Below are 21,447 nucleotides of genomic sequence, written 5' to 3'. Positions count from 1 at the left end.
CCAAAAAGGGCCTACACGTTCAGTGTTGATTATTTCTCAACACCAGAAAGTGTAGACCCGGTTTTTGCAAAATCAGACTTACTGGTTCAAACCCAGCTTTGGCATAGACTTGTTTGGCAGTCTGATTGGCATTCAAAACGTTTAACTGAATGAAAGTGGCATCATGGCTTTTGGCAAAAGCCGTAACCGCGTCCATAAGCTGTTTAGCCAATCCCTGATGCCGTTGCGCAGGGATCACATAAAGATCGATCAGCTGGGCAAAATGTTGCGGAACAAATTCCGCATTGTCGCCAGTGCGAGCCAAAACGACAAGTGCAAACCCACTTAAAGTACCAGCCGTTTCGGTCACGAAAAGCCGAGCAAGGTCATTTTGCAAGTAGTCGGCAAAATATTGACGATTGTCGCTAGTTAATGGACGATAAGTTTCAGGGGCCATCGTCGCCATTTCAGCGGTTAGTTGTTGATAGAGGTGAACAATGGCACCGAGATCGATAAATTGAGCTTCGCGAAGCATAGAGAAACTCCTTTCAATGACTTGTGTGACATGATAATTGATTAAAACAGCTGCTAGAGAGCCTTGCCGGTAGTTAGAAAATCTAAGGTGGCAAAAAAGACCCGACCAACAAGATGTCCTGTTGGTCGGGTCTTTTGTGATGCGGGCAAGAAGACTCGAACTTCCATGAGCAATAATGCTCACAAGATCCTTAATCTTGCGCGTCTACCAATTCCGCCATGCCCGCATGGCTAATTAAGCACAAGAAATATTATAGGAAATTAGGGATTTAAAGTCAAACTTTATTTTTCAAGAGCGTTCGCCACTCCGGTTTCTGGGGTGGCGAACGCGTTTAGAAACCGGCGGATAAGTCAATGACCGGTTTTCAGTCATTTATTTATGAGGTCTTTATGTGTAGTCTCCTCCAACTACGAGCGTGTTTTGTGCAACGCCATCGCGGGAATTCTTTGACAGCCAACCTTTTCCCTAGCGTTTCCGGTAAAAGTCTTCCTCCCAGCATCACTTTCCTCGAACGTGTATAATTTGATAAAATCAAACTTAGACAATTTGGAGGTAGCAGCGCATGACGCAACGCGGAAAAGCTTATAATATTGCGATTATTGGTATTCTTGGTGCTTTGATTATTCTTCAGGCTTACATTCCAATGGTCGGATATGTGCAGATTTTTCCGGCTTGGCCTGCGATTTCAACGATTCATTTGACTGTCATCATTGGTGGTATTGTATTAGGCTATGGCGGCGGTGCCAGCCTTGGCTTATTATGGGGGTTAACCAGTCTGATTCGGGCGTATACATCAGCGACTGATCCAGTGACCCTGCTGCTGTTTAGAAATCCGATTATCGCCATCGTGCCGCGTGTCATGGTTGGTTTGGTGGCGGCATTTATTTTTCATCAATTGTTCAAGAAAAAACAAACACCGTTGGCGCAAACAGTTAAAATGGTTTTCGCCGGTGTTGTCGGTGCTTTGACGAACACCTTGCTGGTCATTGGGTTTACATGGTTGATGTTTGCCAGTAAAGCAGCGCAAATTGTGCCGGGTGCGGATGCGACCAACCTAGGATGGTTATTGATGACGGCTTTGGCGATTAACGCCGTAGCCGAGGCCTTGTTGGGCGGTATCGTGACGCCAATTTTGGGTCATGCATTATTACGATTCAGACGGAAATAAGCGTTAAATGTTGTGCTGAGCGGCTGTCCGAAGCCAAACAAAAGCAGCATACAAACGATCATAAGTGGAGGCCTTATCTTGACAGAAGAAGAACAAGTCGTTGATTTACTCAGTGCCATGGTAAAGATACCAAGTGTGGCAGCAAAAGAAGGCCAGGTAGCAGACCTGATTGAAACCTTTTTAGCCCCTGAGTTGAAAGCCGGATTGATTAAACGGGAACGCATCAGTTATGCGCCCGGTCGTGATAATTTGGTGCTGACGATCGGTAATCCTAATGCCCAGCGCTGGCTCGGTGTGGATGGCCATATGGATGTGGTTGACCCTGGGAACGTCAATAAATGGCAGTTTCCACCATTCTCAGCACATGTAGAAGATGGCAAGTTGTACGGTCGTGGTGCAACTGACATGAAGTCTGGACTGGCTGCAGCGGTTGTGGCATTCAAGCAAGCTGCCCATGAAAAATTGGATCATGGGATTCAATTGATGGCGACAGTTGGTGAAGAAGTTGATAATGACGGCGCACGCCAACTGTCTGCTGCCGGTTACGGAGATCGTTTAACTGGACTGCTTGTGGCCGAACCCGGCAATAGCAATGTTGACGCTGCTGAACGCGGTATTATTGATTACACATTGACCGCGCACGGGAAAGCAGCACATTCGTCTCGGCCAGATTTAGGGGCAAATGCCATTCATGGGTTGTTTGCATTTGCGAATGCAGCGCTAACTGCAACAGCGCCGTTGCAGGCAAAAGAGGACCCCATTCTTGGTCATGCCACGCATAATATTGATATTATCCATGGTGGCAATCAGATCAACTCGATTCCGGAGTCCGCATATTTGCGCGGTAACATCCGGACAACCATGATTGCGGATAATGATGCGTTTATTGCGGCGTTGAAACAAGCAGCTAAAACGACAGTGCCTAAGGGTGTTCGGTTGAGTCTGTCAATTGATTCCGTTTTAGGCGCAGCTGCGGCTTCACCTGATAATGATTTGATTCAGTTGGTACAGACAGCCCGTCAACGTGCGGGGCTGAATCGTGGTCAAGTGGCCTATCGCACCGGCATCACGGATGCGGCGTTGTTCTATCATGACGGTCTTGATTCAGCTATTTATGGCCCGGGAAATGAAACGTCTCATGAGACGGATGAATACGTCACTTTAAAAGACGTCTTTGACAGTGTTAAAGTCTTCAAGGATGTTTTTATGAACTATTAATCATCACTGATTGGAAAAAAGGTTTGACCCCACAACAGATACCGTGGGGTCAAACCTTTTTAGTTTGCGTTGCTGGATAAGTGAAATTCCGCATGATGCCGCCAAGTTGCACCGGCTGGCAACAGCCACGGCAGAGCGTCTTGGTTCATTTCCGGCGAAAAGCCGACTGCTACATTGGGTTGGCCGAGAATACCGTTAAAATTGTTTTCGGAGTTGATACCAGCGTAAGAATCAATTCTCGTGAATGAAGCATCGCTTAGATATGCCAACTGCCAATCGGCGGCTGCAAGGGAATAACGTTGCGCAGTCTCACAGCGGGCAGTTTTAGGGACAGGGGTAACATGTTCATCGGCAGTCAACTTGGCTGAAAGCATTGTTTGGGCAGGGTCGGCAGTGAGCAGCCAAGGCAAATTGAGCCGGGGATGTATTTTCAAGTCGGCAGTGGTTGCCACCTGCATGTCAATCTGCCACAAATTGTCATTTGTCAATCGGTGGGTAATACTGAGTTCTCGCTGACCTGGCTGACCGTCAGCATTTTCAGGTAATGTTAGGGTGAAGGTGATGGCTAGATCGGTTTCTTGACTGGTTTTAACTGCCCAATTCCAGTTTTGCCATGAACCCGGGGCTAGCTCAGCGTCAGCTGCCTGTAAAGGGCCGGTAAAGGCGCCTAGGTAACCGGGTTGGTGTAAGTAGTCTTCCAGCGTGACGAACCCGAGCAGCAGATTAGGATCGTCACCTGCAGCATTTGGCAGGCGAACCTGTTGAACCCGAGCACCAAACGTTAAAAAACGTAGCGTCATCTGATGGTCATTGACTAAAGAATACTGGGTAATCCGTTCGCTACCGACTTTGGCAAAGATCTTGGCACTTAGTTGCATGACGAAAACGCTTCCTCTCTCAATCTCTTAAGCGTACAGAAAAATTGGCAGAGATTCAATGCAATTACGCGGTGAATCTGCTAGGCTTAAAGGGAAAGAGAGGGGTAGACCCATGAGAACGTTACTCAAAAAAGCCTATCAGCTGTTGTGGGGGCTCTTTATTTTGGCACTCGCTTACAGCTTTTGGGCCCGCAGTTTTCTGCCCCGCCAACTGCGGCAATATGGTGATCCGGCTAGTTTTGGGATCATCAGTCTTTTTGTTGTGATCAATGCCATCATGCTTTATCATCATCATTTTCGTTTTCGTGATTTGAAAATGGAAACTGTCGATATTATGGAGGGTGAAAAGTTTGAGTCTTTTTGCGCGTATCTGTTGAAGCGCAATGGGTTTAAGCACATTCAACTGACGCAGGCTTCAGGTGATCAAGGAATTGACATTATTGCCCGCAAAAAAGGTAAAACGATTGGCTTTCAGTGCAAGCGTTACACCGGTTTCGTTGGCAACAAGGCCGTGCAGGAAGTTTGGGCGGGCCATCATTTTTACCAGCTCGACGAAGCAGCGGTGATCACCAATAGCGAATTTTCTGATTCGGCAATCGCCTTGGCCGACGACTTGGGTGTGATGCTGATTGATCGTAAAAAGTTGAAACGTTTAATGCGCCGGTTGCCAAGTTAAAAAGACAACTGAAATTTGAAAGTGCAAGTAGAAGCGCTTCGAAAGCGTAGCAGAAGCCGCTAGAGCCTTGGTCAGTGATGCTTAACGTTCTTATGAGCAATTTTTGGAATCATGAGCGGGTTTTGAATTAAGGAGGAAAAGTGTACATGCTATTAGGCTTAAAGGCTAGTACAGATCAGCGGCAGATTCGTGATCGGCTGCAATATCATCCTGATGTATTTGAATTTCATCTCACCGAAAATGATTTTACCGAAGCTGGATGGTCGCATTTTGTCCAGATGGCAGCATTAGTTCAGAGTCAGGTGCCAACGGTGGTTTTTCATCATCCGATGCGGTTTCGCGGCCAGCGTAATGAGCTTGCCATGAATCCGACGAAGTATCCTACACGCTATGACTTTTTAATGACAAGTTCGGTTAAACTCATGAACTTTGCCAAAAAAGCTAACGCCACGGCTTTGATTCACGGCGGATACCGCGTTGACACGCCTGGCGATTATGCTGGCTGGACGGATGTGGGCAAAGCACAAGACGTTGCCTTGGCGCGCATGATTGCTTTTGCTCAGGAAGCACCGGGTCATGTCGTGTTTGAAAATTCCATGTCACCGATTTTCCGATATGGTGATCCCACCTTTGAAGACCGTTTGTTGCGCTGGCATTTACCTTTAGCCTATGATACCAGTCATACGTTTATTGTGTTACATGGCGATAATGATCGGCTCATGGCCAGCCTAGCGCATCTGAAGCCGCTGATTCGGCACTATCATCTTGTTGATTCCATGGGGCAAACGCATGATAGTTTACCGCTTGGCCGCGGACGGATTGATTGGGCGCGGGTCTTGCCACTGTTGAATCAAAATGCGAGTCGCATTTATGAAATTGGTTTAAAGGATCAGTTTGATTGTCGGGAAATGATTGAAAGTCATCATTATTTGGAAAGCGTTGCTAAACGGTTAGCTGCGACCAAACATCCAGCGTAATCAATTGAGCAGCAAGCCAATTTGCCGTTTAACAAATCCAAATAACGCACGCGGTTCATCAACATCAGCTAGATAAACGAATCGTTGCTGTAAATCAGGTTGGTTCAATAAGAGTTGCAATTCCCAAACGTGCAATGCGGCTTTGCGCTCAGGATTAGGCTGAAAGATCAGTTGCGGTTGATCATTAACGGTTGTTAACTTAAAATCGTCAAAACGACTTGGTGTCGGCTTTGTGTCGAGTAACACCGAGGCGTTTTTATTTTGATCGGCTAGTAAAGCCAGCAAATCGGTGACACGCATGAGGTAGCCTTCTTTCGAAATGATTCATTAAGGATTGGTCAAGATGGTTGTTGCTTTGGGGAACAATCGCATACAATCTATTTAGTAAACGGAGATGAGCAGCATTTTTAGGCGATCGCCAACCCAAAAGTCGGTGTAACCGGGTTGGCTCCTGCTCTTATTATATCAGTGCGTCATCTGAACGACTGTGATAAACTGAAACGGTTTATCTCAGCATATGCTTGTCGAAACGCGTTCATAGCCACAGAAACCGGCACATCAGAACCACGAGAACAATGGCTCGGCCATTGCCCTCGTTCTTGATTATGCGCCGGTTGGCTGTTCACGCTCTTTAGGAGGTCATCATGGAAGAAGTTGTGATTCTAAGTGCCAAACGGACGCCGATTGGTAAGTTGGGTGGTGATTTGGCTGGCGCCAGTGCCGTTGATTTAGGGGTTGCGGCAGCGCAGGCGGCGATTAAGGCTGCACGAATTGACCCAGCGTTACTCAACCAGGCGATCTTTGGTAATGTCATGCAGGCTGGTTCTGGGCAGAATGTTGCCCGACAAATCGGATTAAAAAGCGGTATGGCCACTAGCAGCACGGCGATGACTGTCAATGAAGTCTGTGGCTCAGGCCTGAAGGCAGTGCGGCTTGGGCAAGCTGCCATTCAACTCGGCGAGGCTGACGCGGTGCTTGTGGGCGGTACCGAAAGCATGAGTCAAGTACCTTATTACGCCGAAGCGGTTCGTTCAGGCCACAAATTTGGCGATACAACGCTGGTTGACGGTTTGAGTCGCGATGGATTAAATGATGCCTTCAGTCAGCAGCCAATGGGAATCACGGCGGAAAATGTGGCGACACAATTTAACGTCAGTCGTCAGGAGCAAGATGAGTTTGCTCTCCGTTCGCATTTACGCGCCGCGGCCGCCGCAGCTGAGGGTCGGTTTAAGAGTCAGATCGCCCCAGTGACGATTGCTGCCCGTCACGGGGATGTCATCGTAGATCGTGATTCAGCCATTCGGCCCGATACGTCATTGGCTAAATTAGCCCAATTACCGCCTGTTTTTGAAGTCGGCGGTACTGTTACAGCAGGTAACGCAAGCGGCATTAATGATGGCGCAGCCGCCTTGATCCTGATGGCAAAATCGAAAGCCGAACAACTGGGGCTCCATTATTTAGCGACGGTCACTGGTTTTGCCGAGGTGGGTATTGATCCGGCAATTATGGGGTATGCGCCAAAACTGGCGATCGATAAAATACTGCAGGCAACCGGCGGCTCTATCGCGGCAATTGATCAAATTGAATTGAATGAAGCATTTGCCTCACAAAGCGTTGCTGTGGCTCGTGACCTTGGTTTAAAGGATGAACAATTCAATATCAATGGTGGCGCCTTAGCGTTGGGTCATCCATTGGGAGCTTCAGGTGCCCGAATTTTAATCTCATTATTGTACGATCTGGCTGAACGTAATCAACGCCAAGGCATTGCCGCATTGTGCGTTGGCGGTGGCATCGGTATCGCCATGCAAATCGCGATGCGTGTCTGAGGGAGATCGTGATGAAATTTTACGAGTTGTCTCCGGAAAAACGCCGTGATCAATTGGTTCAAGAAGGGTGGTTAACAACACAGGATGCTGCGTTGTTAGCTGGTACGCATAGCTTGCCTGAAGTCACAGGAGCGCGTCTGATCGAAAATGCCATCGGCGAGTTTCCTTTACCCCTAGGCGTTGCTCGCAATTTGTTGGTCAATGGACAGCTACATCAAGTGCCTATAGCGGATGAGGAACCTTCTGTGATTGCAGCTGCCAGTAATGGGGCCAGGCTTGCGACTGCAAACGGGGGCGTTAGGACCCATGTAGCGGCGCATCGAGTGGTCGCTGAAGTAGTCCTGACTAACTTGACGGACTTAGTGCAAGCAAGGCAAACGATTTTGGCTCATCAGACTGATATTCAGAAAGTCATTGCGGTTGCGCATCCTTCGATGATTCAACGTGGCGGTGGTCTTGATCAGTTAACGGTCGAATCACTAGGAGCACAGTTCTTGAAAATCCGTTTAACGCTCGATCCGCAACAGGCAATGGGGGCCAATTATGCGAATACAGTTGCCGAAGCGGTCGCAGCGGCGGTGACAAGCTGGGTAGACGGTGATGTTCTTGTCAGTATTTTAACCAACGCGCCAACAGAACTCGTGACGGCTGAGGTTTCACTTGAGCCGGCTTCTTTAGCGACGAAAGCTGTTTCTGGAGATGTGATTGCTAAGAAAATTGTTCAGCTTAGCGAGTTAGCCTTTGTCGATGCTGAGCGGGCAGTGACCCACAACAAGGGCATTCTTAACGGTATTATTGGTGCTGTATTGGCTACTGGCAATGATACCCGCGCTGTCGCAGCAAGTATCGGTGCATTTGCATGTGCGTCTGGCAGGTATCAGCCTTTATCGCGCTGGTATATGGATCAGGGCCATTTAGTTGGTCACTTACAGCTGCCCTTGCCGATGGGGGCGGTTGGCGGGGCGATCGGTGCTTTACCAATGGCGCAGGTTGTCCGACGGCTCGGTGGGTATCAGAATTTAGCTATCATGCAGCAAGTTATTGCCGCCCTCGGGTTGGTGCAAAATCTTGCTGCGATGCGAGCATTGGCTGGACCGGGGATTCAAGCTGGTCACATGAAGTTGCAAGCTAATGCCCTCGCCATTGCTGCCGGGGCAACAGAAACAGAATTGTCGATGCTTGTGAACGCACTTCGTCAAGGTAGTATGGATTTAAAACATGCGCAACAATATTTAACAACCATTCGTTTAAACAAGAAAGTAGGCCAATCAAAAGATGAAAATCGGGATTGATGCAATCGCTATGGACACCCCAGATTTCTACGTTGATTTAGTAAAACTCGCGCAGGTTCGAGGTGATGATCCGGACAAATATACGATTGGCATTGGCCAAGACGAGCAAGCGGTACCACCTTCTAGCCAAGACATTGTCACGATGGGTGCGAATGCAGCGACAAAGTTGTTGACGCCAGCGATTCGCGCTAGCTTGGGCATGGTCTTGGTTGGTACTGAAAGTGGTGTTGATGCCAGTAAATCGGCTGCATTGTTTATTCATGATTTATTGGCACTCCCTGAGTGGGTGCGGGCCGTTGAGTTAAAGGAAGCTTGTTATGGCGGTACTGCCGCACTAATGATGGCGCGTGACTACATCGCCGCTCACCCAGATAAAACCGTTTTAGTCATTGCTGCGGATATCGCCCGGTACGGTTTGGCAACAGCAGGAGAAGTCACACAAGGTGCGGGCGCGGTTGCCATGTTAATCAAAGCAGAGCCGCACATCATGACCATTGAAGACGATTCGGTTTATCGGTCTGAATCTATTGACGATTTTTGGCGGCCGGTTTATCAAGACACAGCAATTGCACAAGGAAAGTATTCAACGGAACAATATTTAGCTTTTTTTCAAGCAATTTGGTCACGATACCAGACCCAACGCCATCACACAGCAAGTGATTTTGCTGCGATGACATTCCATTTACCGTATACCAAAATGGGCAAGAAAGCTTTAAAGCTTGTTCTGCCGGACACAGATGAAGCCACTGGCGAGCGACTGCAACGGCGCTTTGAGGCAAGCACTCGGTACTGCCGGCGAGTTGGCAATATTTATACCGGTTCTTTGTATTTGGGTCTGCTGTCGTTGTTGGACAATGATACTAGCTTGAAAGCGGGTGACCGGATCGGTTTATTCTCGTATGGCTCCGGGGCCGTGGCAGAATTTTTTAGCGGCATCTTGCAACCGGATTTTGCCGCACAACTGCATGCAGCCAATCACGCTAAAATGTTGGCTGATCGTCAGGAATTAACCGTTCCTGAATACGAAGCTGTTTTCAGCGATAAGGTGCCTTATGATCCAGAAGATTATCGTAGTGATCCGACTTATTATCATGGTCAGTTTGTTTTGACCGGTGTGATCGGTCAAGAACGTCAATATCAGCAGCGGTAATGCTTGACAGCTAATAAGATGATGAAAAGGACCGTCCCTCGACGGTCCTTTTTTTTGATCCATGATCCTGATCATCATTAAGTTAATTTGTGAAAAAGATTTACCAAGCATGTTATGGCGTGGTGATGCTGTATTAGTTCACTTGTTTGACTGTTATGGTGCCGTCGCTTGCTAGTTTAAGCGCTTTATGCGCTAAGGTCGCAATTTGGGCGTTAAGGTTACTTAAGCCGGATGAAAGGGCTTGCATTGTTATCAATAAATTGTTATACTCGTAATCGTAAAGAACTTACAAAATGTAAGTAATAATATTGGAGGCAAGTGTCATGACAGAAAAAATAAACGCCGCAGACGCAATGATCAAGGTGCTCGAAGACTGGGGTATCCATAATATTTATGGGTTACCGGGCGGTTCTTTTGATAGTACCATGAATGCGCTGTACAATCGCCGTCACACCATTAATTATGTTCAGGTTCGCCATGAAGAAGTAGGCGCATTGGCTGCTGCAGGTGAAGCTAAGGTAACGGGTCGAATCGGGGCGACGTTTGGTTCTGCCGGTCCTGGTGCTGTTCATCTTCTGAATGGGTTGTATGACGCACAGTATGATAATGTGCCAGTTTTGGCATTGGTAGGGCAAGTACCAACTGCTGCCATGAACACCAATTATTTCCAAGAAATGAACGAGAACCCAATGTTTGCTGATGTGTCTGTATACAACCGTACAGCCATGACTGCTGAGCAGTTGCCTCATGTTGTTGACGAGGCGATTCGTCAGGCTTATAAGCATAACGGGGTTGCCGTTGTGACTATTCCAAAGGATTTAGGTTGGACCCAGATTGATGACAATTATGTATCATCAGCCAATCTGTACCAGAAGCCGCTTTTGCCTGACCCAGACCCGGATCAGGTTGCCGCAGCTTGGGATATCTTGAAAGATGCGAAGAAGCCAATCTTGTATGTTGGAAATGGCGCGCGGGGTGCGCGCGACGAGATCGTCGCTTTCTCAGAAAAAACGCATATTCCGATCATCACGACTGCCTTGGCTAAGGGAATCGTGCCTGATGATTATAAGGCAAACATGGGCTCGGCCGGTCGTGTGGCTTCTAAACCTGGCGTTGAAGTTGCGCGCGGTGCTGACACCGTCTTGTTCTTGGGATCGGATTTCCCATTCCAGCCATACTTTATAGCACCAAATGCTAAATACATTCAGGTTGATATTGACGGTAGCAAGTTTGGCCGTCGTCACACCGTTGACTTAGCTGTTTTGGCCGATGCTAAGAAGTTCATCAAGGCACTGAGCGAAAAGGCTGATCAATTGCCAGAAAGCGCTTGGTATCGGGCTGCTCTGGCCAACAAGGAAAATTGGCGCGAGTGGATGACTTCATTTGAAGATGATGGCTCCACGCCACTGCGCGTTGAACCAATCTTCAAATTGATCAATGAGATGGCCGAAAAAGATGCCATTTTCCAAGTAGACGTTGGCAATGTTACCATCAATGGGATGCGTTATCTGAAGACCAATGATGATCAAGTGTTCACGACGTCTGGCTGGTATGCGACAATGGGTTATGCCTTGCCAGCAGCGATTGGTGCGCAAGCGGAATTCCCTGATCGGCAAGTTTGGTCAATTTCTGGTGATGGTGGATTTGCCATGGTCATGCAGGATATTCTGACACAGGTCAAATATCATATGCCAATCATCAACGTTGTTTTGACGAATGAGAGTTTGGGCTTTATTGAAGCTGAACAGGATGACACGCAACAGCCGCACTCCGGGGTTGATTTAATTGATGCCGATTATGGTAAGGCAGCTGAAGCGTTAGGTGCTCAAGGATTTGAAGTGCACAATCTGGACGAATTGAAAGCCGCATTTGCTAAGGCAAAAGATCGTAAGGGTCCGGTTGTCATTGATGTGAAGATTTCTGATCTTCGTCCAATTCCGGTTGAACAACTTGTTTTGGACAAGCAAACTCAGGATCCTGCTGCTGTGGATGCTTTTGTGAAGAAATATCATGCAGAAAGTCTGATTCCATTCCGACAGTTACTGGAAGATGCGGAGAAACCGGTAACAAATGCTTAACTGGTTGACTTAAAATATAAATTACAAAGCTTTCCAGCAATTAATATGCCTTGCTGGAAGGCTTTTTTTTTGCTTACCGCTATTTTAAGTCTTCATTATTAGTTGCCGGGCTTTTGCGATAAGGCGTAGAGACAAAATTTTAAAAAATTAAAGAAATCGTTTACAAGAAAGCGATTTCTTGGTATTATAAAAGTCGTTCGAACGAATAGTCATTCGAATGACTTCTGATATGGCTCGTTAAGCTAGCGAGTATGCTGATATTAAAAAGTCATTCTGTGGTGAACAATAACTTTGAAATTTTGAAAGCGAGGAAAAACTAATGGGTAAGAAGACAATTATGTTAGTTTGTGCAGCAGGTATGTCAACCAGTATGTTAGTCAAAAAAATGGAAGATGCAGCGACCAAAGATGGTATTGAAGCAAAAATCTTTGCTACTTCGGCTTCAGATGCCCATGACAAGTTAGATTCAGAAAAACCAGATGTCCTGATGCTTGGACCACAAGTGCGTTATTTAGAGGGAGATTTCAAAAAGGATCTTAGTATCCCAGTTCAAGTGATCAATATGCAGGATTACGGCTTAATGAAAGGCGAAAATGTTCTAAAAACGGCTCTTAAGCTGATTGACGAGCAGTAGGAGGTCAGGATGAACGAGCAAGAGCAACTAGTGATCATGCAGCTAATTATGGCCGGAGGAAATGCAAAAGGATCTTCTTTTGAGGCAATTAAAGCTGCAAAAGTCGGTGATTTTTCTACCGCAGAAGCAAAACTGAAAGAGGCAGACAGCTTTCTGTCAGATGCACATAATGCACAAACAGGTATGTTAACCGAAGAAGCTCAAGGGAAAAAACATCCAGTATCATTATTGATGGTGCACGGACAGGATCATGTTATGAATGCAATCACATTTCGAGACTTAGCAGGGGAAATCGTTGACCTCTATAAAAAGTTAGCTACGAAATAAGTCTAAGCGAAAGGAATGTGACACGCATGTCAGACCAAAATAAAGCAAGATATGACAAGAGTCGGAGAGAATTAAGCTTAACTAGTATGTACTTTAATCGCTATTTATTAATCCGTTACGTGACCGCCGGTTTTTTCTTTGCAAATTTATATTGGTTTTTTCTTAGTTTGGGCACACAGGGCGCGATGAAATGGGTACCGTTTTGTTTGACCGTTATAAATGCAGTGGTAGCGGTTGAACAAGTAAGTAAGTACTGGCGAAGAGATAGCAAGTTACCATTTACTAAGTTCGGTTATGTAGTTCAGTTAATAAGCAATTTCCTGAGCTTATCCATAATTGTCGCTGGATCTGGGACAAAACTGTTTCCATTTTTAGGACAAAAGGGTTTATCTCTGGCAACGACTGTTCTGTTAATTGGTCTAGGCATATGTTTTTATCTCTTAGTGCGTATCCGTTTGATTGAAAAAAATCAGGATCGGTATTTACAACAAATAAATAAATTTGCTCAAAGCATACAATGAGCTCAAACAAGGAGACAAAACTATGGATTCAAGTAATAATAAATTGTTTAAATTTATGAACAATCATTTGATGGGACCAATGGGAAAACTTGCCTCGTTCAGAATCGTTCGCGGAGTCATGGCTGCCGGAATGGCATCCATTCCATTTACCATCGTTGGATCAATGTTTTTAATTATTAATGTTCTCCCCCAAAGTTTTCCGGCATTAGTCGGTATTTGGAAGGGTTCTTTTGATAAGGTTGCAAATTTGTATATGCTTGCTAATGGCGCGACCATGGGCATTTTAGCACTTTATTTCTGTTTAGTTTTTGGTTATGAATATACTCGCATTCAGGCTCAGGAAGAAAAAATTGATATTAATCCTTTAAATGGTGCATTACTTTCTATGATGGCGTTTTTTATGTGTATACCTGAATTAGTCTTTAAAGGTGGGACAGCGACCTTGGTCACCGAAATCACCAAGGACGGCAAGAATGTCAATGGCCCGGACAAAAATTGTACGGTTCTGCCGAATGCGTATGGTTGTCACTTAAATTCACGCATTATCAGATCTTTTATCAGCGTTTAATCTTGTTTAACGTGCCATAGGTACGACAAACAAGCCCTGACATCTGGTGCTTTCCCCAGGGCTGTGCGCCTATTGAACGGTTACTTATGCAGCTGCTGACTTTCTTTTGCAAGCACCGCGACCGTTGGTCTCGCGATCATGATTGTAGAAGGTGTTGTAACGAGCAATGGATTCAGTGACGTCTAAAATTGATTCATAGTTGATCTGCTCCAACCGGACCCATTCTCGTTTCAATAGCGAATGGTAGGCCTCAATCCGCCCGTTATCAGCCGGTTTGCCTTTGCGAGAATATGAGTGACGCAGGTGCGCATCTGTCAAGGTTGTCTCAAACAAACGACTGGTATATTGACTACCCATATCGCTATGAACCATCTTAAAAGTATAACCTTGGTGAATTAACGCTTGAATCGGTGCGACCGCGAGGTCTTGTGTCATCTGTTGACCCACTTGCCAAGCTAAGACTTTTCTCGCTTTTGGATCATACGCTGTTGCAAGGTAAACCCAGTTTTGGTTGATCAGTTGAATATAGGTGATATCGGTGGTCACGACCTCAGACAAGTCAGCTAGGTGTCGCATTAAATTAGGTTTTTGTGGCATGTCAGTGGTTGTGGTAGGCTTTTTAGAGCGTTTACGATACATTGTCGATTGAATCCCCAATTCACGCATGACTTTCCAAATCGTGCGGTCACTTAAGCGGCATTTAAGTAATTTACGAATACGTTTAGCAATCCGCACGTATCCGTAAAACTTTCGACGTTGCCAAAGAACCTGAACCAGCTCTTTAAGCTTAATTCGGCGGCGATTTCGTGACTTAGGATGCCACCTTAACCAGTCATAGTAGGTACTCGAAGGGATCCGTAACGCTCGGAGAATAACTGTGATGCGGTGCCCCCGGCTCAATTGATCTTGAATCATAAAAAGAGCGGCCTTTCGGCCGCTATGAATCAACGCTTTGCCAGCAACACCGCCGCTCGTTTTAAAATATCGAGTTCTTCCCTCAAACGGCGATTTTCTTTTTGAAGTTGCTTGAACTGTTCGTTGGTCACAGCAGTACCTTGATGATCAATGGCAATGACAGTGGCCGCCTGAACCCATTTGCGAATAGTGTCTAAGGAAGGACCGTATTCTTCATGTAGTTCTTTGAATGAGTGTCCTTTTTCATGAAGATCAATCAAGGTTTGCTTAAATTCGGGGGTGTAGCGAATAGCTGTATTGGTCATAAAATATTCCTCATCTGTCAATTATCGCACAAACTATTTTTGTCCGTAATTACAGCATAGGAGCCGGGGGCAAACATCCCATTTGCCGGAGAATTTAATAACTGTTTTGTGACTATAGGTGGATCAGGCGCTACGCTTGGAATGGTTATTTTTATCGCCTTCTTTGCAAAATCGGCACAGCTTGGTGCATTAGGCAAGGCATCTGTTGTTCCAGCTTTCTTCAACATTAACGAACCAATTCTTTTCGGTATGCCAGTTGTTTATAATCCATATACAGCGATTCCATTCTTCTTAGCACCGATGGCATCCATGAGTATGGCTTACTTCGCAATTTCAATGCATTGGGTTAAACCGATGATTGCACAGCCGGCATGGCCAACACCACTTGGTCTTTCAGGGTTCATCGGCACGGCAGGCGATTGGCGAGCAATTGTTTTAGCTTTCGTTTGTGCGCTTGTAGCCTTCCTGATTTGGTTCCCATTTATTAAGTTCTATGATGGCAAACTATATAAAGATGAGCAGGCAAAAGGTGCAGCGGAGGCGGCGGCTTAAGAAGCGGCAGACCAATTGTAAATGGTTCGAGGACTAAATAAGGAGGATTATTTTGACAGCATTTCCTAAAGGTTTCTTGTGGGGCGGCGCAGTCGCTGCTCATCAATTCGAAGGTGGGTGGCAAGCAGGCGGTAAAGGGGTCAGCATTGCTGATGTGATGACCGCAGGCGATAATGAAACTAAACGCAGAATTACAGACGGTGTTCAATCAGGCGAGAATTATCCCAATCATGATGCTATTGATTATTATCATCGCTATCATGAAGATGATCAGCTCTTTGCTGATTTAGGCTTGAACTGTTTTCGGACAAGCATAGCTTGGACTAGAATTTTCCCGAATGGTGATGAAGAACAGCCGAACGAAGCAGGGCTGAAATTTTATGATGACGTGTTTGATGATCTTTTATCGCATCAGATTGAACCAGTGATTACCTTGTCACATTTTGAAATGCCTTATCACCTTGTCAAAAAATATGGTGGTTGGCGTAGTCGTAAGGTGATTGATTTCTTCGTCAAATTTGCGACTGTTGTGTTTGATCGGTACAAAGACAAAGTTAAATATTGGATGACTTTTAACGAAATCAATAATCAGGTTGGCATGATGAATGAATGGTCTCTGTTCACCAATTCTGGGCTACTGATCAAGCCTGATGAAGATAAAGAAGCAGTCATGTTTCAAGCCGCTCATTATGAGGCCGTTGCAAGTGCCTTGGCAGTCCAAATTGGGCATCGGATTAACCCCGATTTTCAAATTGGCTGTATGGTTGCGATGGGTCCTGTTTATCCCGCAACACCGAATCCAAATGATGTGTTTAAAGCTGAGCGAACGATGCAGACTAATTATTATCTGGCAGATGTCCAAGTAAAGGGCAAGTATCCTGCATTTTTGGATCGTTATTTTGATCGACATGCGTTTAACTTGGACATCACACTTGAAGATCGTGATGTTTTATTAGCTGGGAAAGTCGATTATATTGGATTTTCTTACTATGCTTCCCATGTCACTGAAGCCTCACAAGATGAACCTACAGACTTTATTACCATGGGACACAATCGAGAGGTTAAGAATTCGACGCTTCAACGTTCAGACTGGGGTTGGGAGATTGATCCAGTCGGGTTGCGTTATGCACTCAACTGGTTTAGTGATCGATATGAGGTACCCTTATTTATTGTCGAAAACGGTTTTGGGGCATTTGATAAGATCAATCAGGATGGCCATATTCAAGACGACTATCGAATCGATTATTTACGTCAACATATTAATCAGATGCGACTTGCGGTTGAGGTCGATGGTGTCAAGCTGATGGGTTATACACCGTGGGGCATTATTGATTTGGTTTCGGCGGGAACCGGTCAAATGGAAAAACGTTATGGCGTGATTTATGTTGATAAAGATGATCAAGGTAAAGGCACACTTGCACGAAGCAAAAAAGCCTCTTTTGATTGGTTCCAAAAAGTGATTCGTAGTAACGGGGATGATCTCGCCTAGCATGAAAATGCATGTAGTCAAAAAAACGCCTTTCGAAGGGCGTTTTTTTTACTGCCTCAATTTTCAAGTCAAGTGCAACGATGATAACGAATTCTTGATAGTGGTCTAGGCTGTTACGCCATGCATCGGTAGTAATCGCATGGGCGAAGATAGTTCAGAATACGTCTGGGACGATGGTTCAGTGCGGATTGGACTGCTTGAATTTCAACCAGGGTAATTGCTCTGAGAGACTTCCCTTTCGGGAAGAATTCCCTAAGCAGTCCATTGGCGTTCTCGTTTGTGCCACGCTCCCAAGGCGAGTACGGATGTGCGAAGTAAATCTGGGTTCCAACAATCTCTGATAACTTGGCAAACTCGGAACCATTGTCAAAAGTGATACTCTCAAATTCCTTGGCCCCGTAGTCGTCGATCGTGTCCTGCAAGGCTTTAAGGCAGGTGCCCGCATGATAGTCAGGAATCTTGACGATGATCTCAGTCCGGCTGTACCGTTCTGTGAGCGTCATTAATGCTGGCTCATCAGCTAAGCGAATACCTTTGACCAAGTCGCCTTCCCAATGTCCCACGCCTGTGCGGTCATTCACGGCCGCAGGACGCAACTCGATTGAGTCGCCGTATATCTTCTTATTCTTGCGCTTGTGGGCGTTCTTATAGCCTTTGATGCGGCGTCGGAGCTTCTTGGGAAGTGTCATGTTGTCTAGCTCAAGCAGCCCGGCGTCGATGTAGCGATAGACAGTTGTCGTTGAAGGGCAAGCCTTGCCCTGGTCGCGATAGAAGTGTACGAAGCTATCAACGCTGTGTACGCGCGGCTTACGAGTAAGCTCCCTGGCGAGAGCCTTGAAGAACGCACGGCCGGTCTTAAGAAAGGCGTAGTGACCGGTTCTATCGCGTTTACGGTCGTGCATGGCTTGGGCAGTTTCCGCAAGATAGACTTGATGCGAGTGACGCTTCGAGTCGAGCTGAGTTACAGATCCACGCGTGATTTCTCGTGAGATTGTCGCTTTACTGCGATGAAGCTTCTGTGCAATCACGGTCGCGGTGTCACCAGCAGCCTGAAGGGCCTGAATTGTAGCACGGTCGCTAAAACTGAGTTGTTGGTAATGCTTGTGGGTGTTAGTCTGAGAGTGGGTCATGAAGATTCCTGCTTTCTTGTTTAGCTAGCACTAACAAGAATAGGTCTTCATGGCCTTTATGGTCTAGTCGTCAGGGTGTTGCACTTGAATTGTAAACTGGGGCGTTTTTTTTACTGGAGACGTGGAGCTAGTCCGGAACAGTAAATGGCGGTATAATAACATGAAATGACTGAGCTTGGAAGCAAAGTTGAAAGGCGGAAATAAATTGTCTCAGCGGGAAAGTAGCTATGATATTAAAACACTCGAGAATCAATTAATCAAGGCGATTCAACAAGGTGCTATTCAAGATGAAGATGGTCAACTACCTGCTGAGCCGGAATTGATGCGTCAATATCAAGTCACTCGTTACACGTTACGACAAGCCTTAAAAGATCTTGCCAATTTGGGCTACATTTATCAGGCACATGGTAGCGGCACTTTTGCTCGCCCACACCACGTTGAGGGGGCCATATCGCTTCAAAATAACGTTGGGTTGACGGAAGAAATGGCGAGACAGGGACGAGTTGTTAAAACAACGGCAATTCATCAACAAGTCATTACGCTAGATCAGGCAGATTTTTTGCCTGAAAGCCAGAAATTGCCGAATGAGACGACATTAATTTCGGTGACGCGGCAACGAACACTAGACGGTCAACCGTTCTTAGTAGAACACTCGTATTATTTAAGATCGATTGTGGACAACATTCCGAATAGTGCATTAAAGGGGTCCCTATTTGCTTTTATTGATCAAAAGCCTGGTCTGAAAGTTGGATTCATTGACTCTGTAATTGAGTGTGAAATGATTTCTGGCTTACCAGCCAAATTCTTTGGGATTGCAGACGGAAGTCCAAGTTTAGTTGTTCGTGACGATTCGTATCTAAGTTCTGGAAAATTATTTGCGTTTTCGAAAATCTTTTATGACTTTCGTAAAACCAAATTTTTTATGCTTAAGAAAATGCATTAATTTTCTTAATTCGGCTGATAGTGACATGTAAAAAAGCCTGCTAACATATTAGCAAGCTTTTTTACATGTCACTAGAATCGGATTTAAGCACGGGATTTGATACTGGCGATCAAGCTATCCTCATCAGTTAAAATGGCGCCGTTAAGTTTAATTAAACCAGTGGTATACAGATTGAGATAGTGAAACTGGTTTTCTGCAACTTGTTGCAAAGCACCGAGTTTTTGTTGATTGGCGGCGCCTAACCGTCGACTGTCCGTGTAAAGACCCAAAATAGGAATCTTAGCAGCATAGGCAACGCCGATTTCACTAGCGACCCCGTTATCAATCACGGGGCCATCGAGAATGGCAATCATCAAGTCAGCTGACAGCAGCCGCTTGGTGTCGGCTTCGGCAATCATTTTCGAATCGGCGTATGCCTCTTTGTTGTTGATCGCGGCATTTTCTTGAGGCACATACATGTCAACATCTGGTAAGGCGCGGCGAATTTGGGCAGCGAGTTGCGCATTGTAATTAAAATCAGCATGACTGAACAAGGCGTTAGCAAAGTAAATTTTCATTTTTTAAGACCTCGTCTGTAGTTTGCGGGATTGTTGGTTTAGGTGGGGTACCGTGAAGTGGTGGCCTGATGAAACGCGTTCACAGTCGCAAAATCTGACACATACAGACCTTGAAACTAAACGGCCGTTTATGGCTCGGCTTCTAAACGCGGCTGTTCACGCCCTTTTTGAAACGCGTTCACAGCCGCAGAAACCTGTACATAAGGACCTCAAGCCGTAACCAGCCAAAGCCCGGCTGGTTACAGCTTGAGGCCGCTTATGTTACGGTTCCTAAACGCAGCTGTTCACGCTCTTGTAAATTTTACCACTGCTTCGCATCGTGCTGTTTGTGGAAACATGTCGATGCTTTGAATCCAGTCGACTTTGTAGCGTTTAGTGAGGAAAACGAGATCACGGGCCAAGGTGGAAGGGTTGCAGGAAATGTAGACAAATTTGGGTGGATCGAGTTCAAGGAGGGCGTCGATAAAGGCACGCTCTAGTCCTGCTCGTGGCGGGTCAACGATGACCGCGTCTGGTTTCATGCCTTCTCGAACCCATTTTGGAAAAATGTCTTCAGCCTTGCCCACTGAATAATGGGCATTGGTGAGGCCATTTGCTTTAGCATTTGCCTTGGCATCGGCAATGCCTTCCGCAATGGTGTCCATTCCGTAAATAGGTTGATTGCCTTTTGCTAAACTGATGCCGACTGTTCCGATCCCACAGTACGCATCAATTAAGGTGTCGTGCGGCCCTAAATCAAGTGCTTTTGCGGCCAATGTATAAAGTGTCTCTGTTTGTTTTGGGTTCAGTTGGAGAAATGCTTGTGGTGAGAGTTGAAAAGTCCGGCCTAACAGTGTTTCTTGGATATAAGGGAGACCTGCCAGTAGGCGACTTTCTTTGCCCCAAATTAAGGATGTTTCGCCAGGATTGATATTCTGGGCGATGCTGACCACCATGGGAAGCTGAGTGGCGATGGCATTGAGCAATTCGCCTTCGTGCGGTAATTTTGGACTGTTCGTGATGAACGTGACCTGGACTTCTTTCGTTGCAAATGATTCGCGAACAACCAATGTTTTGACAATTCCGGAGCGCTTTTTCTCGTTATAGATCGGGATCTGAAGCTGTTCGAGAATCTGACACAAGGTTGTCACGACTTTCATTGTCAGCGGTGCTTGGGTCAGAAACTTGGTTAAAGGGATGAGATGATGTGAGTTTGGAGCATAAAGACCTGCGCGTACGTGACCATCAATGACCCGAACAGGAAATTGGGCCTTGTTTCGATAGTGCGTTGGTTGTGCCATGCCAATCGTCGGCCGCAAATCATAATGGGTCCAGCCAGTTGGTTTAAATTTGGCAAGCGATTGTGCGACGACATCTCGCTTAAATCGCAATTGCGCCGGATAAGCGAGATGATTGAGTTCGACCCCGCCGATTTGTCCAAATAGCGGTTCTGCCGGGGTTACGCGATTTGGTGAAGCCGTCCGAATTTTATGAACTTTGGCCTCAAGATAACGGTCGTGAATCCCAGTAACCTCTGCGACGACGACCTCTTGAGGTAGTGCACCGGTAACAAACGTAATTTTCCGTTGATAATAACCGATACCTGCGCCATTAATGTCTAGACGCTTGATGGTCAGGGGAAAACGCTGACCGATTTTGACAGTGACTGCCATGAAATGCTCCTTTGCTTTGAGAAATGGTGACGAGGCTTAAGAATGTTTAGTATAATGAATCATCGGGAGGATTTAAT

Annotated in this window: 21 protein-coding genes, 1 tRNA gene and 2 pseudogenes; 15 read left to right on the top strand and 9 right to left on the bottom strand. The window is 46.0% G+C overall.

Translation table 11 applies throughout. From position 1 onward, the window contains the following. Positions 1-19: 19 nt before the first annotated feature. Both AC07KQ_RS08935 and AC07KQ_RS08930 read right to left on the bottom strand, forming a co-directional pair. Positions 20-514, bottom strand: coding sequence for an N-acetyltransferase family protein (locus tag AC07KQ_RS08935; protein WP_480156546.1), 495 nt, complete (start codon positions 512-514; stop codon positions 20-22). Between the two features lie 140 nt (positions 515-654). After that, positions 655-740: transfer RNA gene (locus tag AC07KQ_RS08930), tRNA-Leu, on the bottom strand. Positions 741-1,076: 336 nt separating this feature from the next. Between AC07KQ_RS08930 and AC07KQ_RS08925 the strand changes: the two genes are divergently transcribed. After that, the gene (locus AC07KQ_RS08925; protein WP_003566067.1) at positions 1,077-1,682 is read left to right on the top strand and encodes an ECF transporter S component; all 606 of its coding nucleotides are present in this window, start codon (positions 1,077-1,079) and stop codon (positions 1,680-1,682) included. Between the two features lie 78 nt (positions 1,683-1,760). Further along, positions 1,761-2,900 carry a M20 family metallopeptidase gene (locus tag AC07KQ_RS08920; protein WP_173959208.1) on the top strand — a complete coding sequence of 380 codons (1,140 nt, stop codon included), beginning with the start codon at positions 1,761-1,763 and terminating at the stop codon, positions 2,898-2,900. A 59-nt stretch (positions 2,901-2,959) separates the two neighbouring features. On the opposite strand, the gene AC07KQ_RS08915 is transcribed toward AC07KQ_RS08920, so the two are convergent. After that, complete coding sequence (locus AC07KQ_RS08915; RefSeq protein ID WP_003584874.1) at positions 2,960-3,778, bottom strand: aldose epimerase family protein; 819 nt, start codon at positions 3,776-3,778, stop codon at positions 2,960-2,962. 112 nt (positions 3,779-3,890) lie between these two features. Between AC07KQ_RS08915 and AC07KQ_RS08910 the strand changes: the two genes are divergently transcribed. Both AC07KQ_RS08910 and AC07KQ_RS08905 read left to right on the top strand, forming a co-directional pair. Beyond that, positions 3,891-4,454: a restriction endonuclease gene (locus AC07KQ_RS08910; protein ID WP_016384299.1), complete on the top strand. Its 564-nt coding sequence runs from the start codon at positions 3,891-3,893 to the stop codon at positions 4,452-4,454. A 146-nt stretch (positions 4,455-4,600) separates the two neighbouring features. Then, positions 4,601-5,431 carry a TIM barrel protein gene (locus tag AC07KQ_RS08905; protein WP_016384300.1) on the top strand — a complete coding sequence of 277 codons (831 nt, stop codon included), beginning with the start codon at positions 4,601-4,603 and terminating at the stop codon, positions 5,429-5,431. Here the strand turns inward: AC07KQ_RS08905 and AC07KQ_RS08900 are convergent, their stop codons facing one another. After that, complete coding sequence (locus AC07KQ_RS08900) at positions 5,432-5,731, bottom strand: hypothetical protein (protein ID WP_016384301.1); 300 nt, start codon at positions 5,729-5,731, stop codon at positions 5,432-5,434. 344 nt (positions 5,732-6,075) lie between these two features. Here AC07KQ_RS08900 and AC07KQ_RS08895 point away from each other — a divergent pair, with 344 nt between their 5' ends. From AC07KQ_RS08895 to celB, 8 genes and pseudogenes are all read left to right on the top strand, one after another. Then, positions 6,076-7,257: a thiolase family protein gene (locus tag AC07KQ_RS08895; RefSeq protein WP_173959207.1), complete on the top strand. Its 1,182-nt coding sequence runs from the start codon at positions 6,076-6,078 to the stop codon at positions 7,255-7,257. Between the two features lie 11 nt (positions 7,258-7,268). Further along, positions 7,269-8,549, top strand: coding sequence for a hydroxymethylglutaryl-CoA reductase, degradative (locus AC07KQ_RS08890; RefSeq protein ID WP_016372891.1), 1,281 nt, complete (start codon positions 7,269-7,271; stop codon positions 8,547-8,549). Next, positions 8,533-9,699 carry a hydroxymethylglutaryl-CoA synthase gene (locus AC07KQ_RS08885; RefSeq protein ID WP_003575996.1) on the top strand — a complete coding sequence of 389 codons (1,167 nt, stop codon included), beginning with the start codon at positions 8,533-8,535 and terminating at the stop codon, positions 9,697-9,699. Before AC07KQ_RS08890 ends, AC07KQ_RS08885 begins: the two co-directional genes overlap by 17 nt. Positions 9,700-10,022: 323 nt before the next feature. Next, the gene (gene spxB, locus AC07KQ_RS08880) at positions 10,023-11,777 is read left to right on the top strand and encodes a pyruvate oxidase (protein ID WP_480156545.1); all 1,755 of its coding nucleotides are present in this window, start codon (positions 10,023-10,025) and stop codon (positions 11,775-11,777) included. A 319-nt stretch (positions 11,778-12,096) separates the two neighbouring features. Beyond that, on the top strand, positions 12,097-12,411 hold the full coding sequence (locus AC07KQ_RS08875; RefSeq protein WP_003566047.1) for a PTS sugar transporter subunit IIB: 315 nt from the start codon (positions 12,097-12,099) through the stop codon (positions 12,409-12,411). A 9-nt stretch (positions 12,412-12,420) separates the two neighbouring features. Further along, positions 12,421-12,738 (top strand): PTS lactose/cellobiose transporter subunit IIA, encoded by a 318-nt coding sequence (locus tag AC07KQ_RS08870; protein WP_003566045.1) that lies wholly within the window; start codon positions 12,421-12,423, stop codon positions 12,736-12,738. A gap of 26 nt (positions 12,739-12,764) precedes the next feature. Further along, complete coding sequence (locus tag AC07KQ_RS08865; RefSeq protein ID WP_003566043.1) at positions 12,765-13,259, top strand: hypothetical protein; 495 nt, start codon at positions 12,765-12,767, stop codon at positions 13,257-13,259. Positions 13,260-13,281: 22 nt separating this feature from the next. Next, positions 13,282-13,743, top strand: a pseudogene (celB, locus tag AC07KQ_RS08860) (PTS cellobiose transporter subunit IIC); the annotation flags it as partial. A gap of 168 nt (positions 13,744-13,911) precedes the next feature. Here celB and AC07KQ_RS08855 read toward each other — a convergent pair. Both AC07KQ_RS08855 and AC07KQ_RS08850 read right to left on the bottom strand, forming a co-directional pair. Further along, entirely contained in the window at positions 13,912-14,775 is an 864-nt protein-coding gene (locus AC07KQ_RS08855) for an IS3 family transposase (RefSeq protein WP_003663214.1), read from the bottom strand. Continuing rightward, complete coding sequence (locus AC07KQ_RS08850) at positions 14,772-15,047, bottom strand: transposase (RefSeq protein WP_003566536.1); 276 nt, start codon at positions 15,045-15,047, stop codon at positions 14,772-14,774. The genes AC07KQ_RS08855 and AC07KQ_RS08850 overlap by 4 nt, the downstream gene beginning before the upstream one ends. 60 nt (positions 15,048-15,107) lie before the next feature. On the opposite strand from AC07KQ_RS08850, the pseudogene AC07KQ_RS08845 reads away from it, so the two are divergent. Together AC07KQ_RS08845 and AC07KQ_RS08840 are read left to right on the top strand one after the other, a co-directional pair. Further along, positions 15,108-15,599 (top strand): annotated as a pseudogene (locus tag AC07KQ_RS08845) (PTS transporter subunit EIIC); the annotation flags it as partial. A 52-nt stretch (positions 15,600-15,651) separates the two neighbouring features. Further along, positions 15,652-17,088, top strand: a complete 1,437-nt coding sequence (locus AC07KQ_RS08840; protein WP_003566039.1) for a 6-phospho-beta-glucosidase — start codon at positions 15,652-15,654, stop codon at positions 17,086-17,088. 113 nt (positions 17,089-17,201) lie between these two features. On the opposite strand, the gene AC07KQ_RS08835 is transcribed toward AC07KQ_RS08840, so the two are convergent. Continuing rightward, positions 17,202-18,218, bottom strand: a complete 1,017-nt coding sequence (locus tag AC07KQ_RS08835) for an IS30 family transposase (protein WP_003596308.1) — start codon at positions 18,216-18,218, stop codon at positions 17,202-17,204. Positions 18,219-18,423: 205 nt separating this feature from the next. Between AC07KQ_RS08835 and AC07KQ_RS08830 the strand changes: the two genes are divergently transcribed. Continuing rightward, entirely contained in the window at positions 18,424-19,161 is a 738-nt protein-coding gene (locus AC07KQ_RS08830) for a GntR family transcriptional regulator (protein ID WP_003566037.1), read from the top strand. 83 nt (positions 19,162-19,244) lie between these two features. Here AC07KQ_RS08830 and AC07KQ_RS08825 read toward each other — a convergent pair whose 3' ends face one another. Both AC07KQ_RS08825 and rlmD read right to left on the bottom strand, forming a co-directional pair. Then, the gene (locus tag AC07KQ_RS08825) at positions 19,245-19,718 is read right to left on the bottom strand and encodes a nucleoside 2-deoxyribosyltransferase (protein WP_003566035.1); all 474 of its coding nucleotides are present in this window, start codon (positions 19,716-19,718) and stop codon (positions 19,245-19,247) included. A gap of 284 nt (positions 19,719-20,002) precedes the next feature. Then, entirely contained in the window at positions 20,003-21,370 is a 1,368-nt protein-coding gene (rlmD, locus tag AC07KQ_RS08820; RefSeq protein ID WP_173959206.1) for a 23S rRNA (uracil(1939)-C(5))-methyltransferase RlmD, read from the bottom strand. Positions 21,371-21,447 lie beyond the last annotated feature (77 nt).

This window comes from Lacticaseibacillus sp. YLM2-1 (genome assembly GCF_056583465.1).
This window is presented reverse-complemented; position numbering and strand designations above follow the sequence as displayed.

What these genes read in the sequence shown, in the direction of transcription:
- AC07KQ_RS08935 (WP_480156546.1), bottom strand. Translation starts at nt 514, where the DNA reads ATGCTTCGCGAAGCTCAATTTATCGATCTCGGTGCCATTGTTCACCTC.
- AC07KQ_RS08925 (WP_003566067.1), top strand. Translation starts at nt 1,077, where the DNA reads ATGACGCAACGCGGAAAAGCTTATAATATTGCGATTATTGGTATTCTT.
- AC07KQ_RS08915 (WP_003584874.1), bottom strand. Translation starts at nt 3,778, where the DNA reads ATGCAACTAAGTGCCAAGATCTTTGCCAAAGTCGGTAGCGAACGGATT.
- AC07KQ_RS08910 (WP_016384299.1), top strand. Translation starts at nt 3,891, where the DNA reads ATGAGAACGTTACTCAAAAAAGCCTATCAGCTGTTGTGGGGGCTCTTT.
- AC07KQ_RS08905 (WP_016384300.1), top strand. Translation starts at nt 4,601, where the DNA reads ATGCTATTAGGCTTAAAGGCTAGTACAGATCAGCGGCAGATTCGTGAT.
- AC07KQ_RS08900 (WP_016384301.1), bottom strand. Translation starts at nt 5,731, where the DNA reads ATGCGTGTCACCGATTTGCTGGCTTTACTAGCCGATCAAAATAAAAAC.
- AC07KQ_RS08895 (WP_173959207.1), top strand. Translation starts at nt 6,076, where the DNA reads ATGGAAGAAGTTGTGATTCTAAGTGCCAAACGGACGCCGATTGGTAAG.
- AC07KQ_RS08890 (WP_016372891.1), top strand. Translation starts at nt 7,269, where the DNA reads ATGAAATTTTACGAGTTGTCTCCGGAAAAACGCCGTGATCAATTGGTT.
- AC07KQ_RS08885 (WP_003575996.1), top strand. Translation starts at nt 8,533, where the DNA reads ATGAAAATCGGGATTGATGCAATCGCTATGGACACCCCAGATTTCTAC.
- spxB (WP_480156545.1), top strand. Translation starts at nt 10,023, where the DNA reads ATGACAGAAAAAATAAACGCCGCAGACGCAATGATCAAGGTGCTCGAA.
- AC07KQ_RS08875 (WP_003566047.1), top strand. Translation starts at nt 12,097, where the DNA reads ATGGGTAAGAAGACAATTATGTTAGTTTGTGCAGCAGGTATGTCAACC.
- AC07KQ_RS08870 (WP_003566045.1), top strand. Translation starts at nt 12,421, where the DNA reads ATGAACGAGCAAGAGCAACTAGTGATCATGCAGCTAATTATGGCCGGA.
- AC07KQ_RS08865 (WP_003566043.1), top strand. Translation starts at nt 12,765, where the DNA reads ATGTCAGACCAAAATAAAGCAAGATATGACAAGAGTCGGAGAGAATTA.
- AC07KQ_RS08850 (WP_003566536.1), bottom strand. Translation starts at nt 15,047, where the DNA reads ATGACCAATACAGCTATTCGCTACACCCCCGAATTTAAGCAAACCTTG.
- AC07KQ_RS08835 (WP_003596308.1), bottom strand. Translation starts at nt 18,218, where the DNA reads ATGACCCACTCTCAGACTAACACCCACAAGCATTACCAACAACTCAGT.
- AC07KQ_RS08825 (WP_003566035.1), bottom strand. Translation starts at nt 19,718, where the DNA reads ATGAAAATTTACTTTGCTAACGCCTTGTTCAGTCATGCTGATTTTAAT.
- rlmD (WP_173959206.1), bottom strand. Translation starts at nt 21,370, where the DNA reads ATGGCAGTCACTGTCAAAATCGGTCAGCGTTTTCCCCTGACCATCAAG.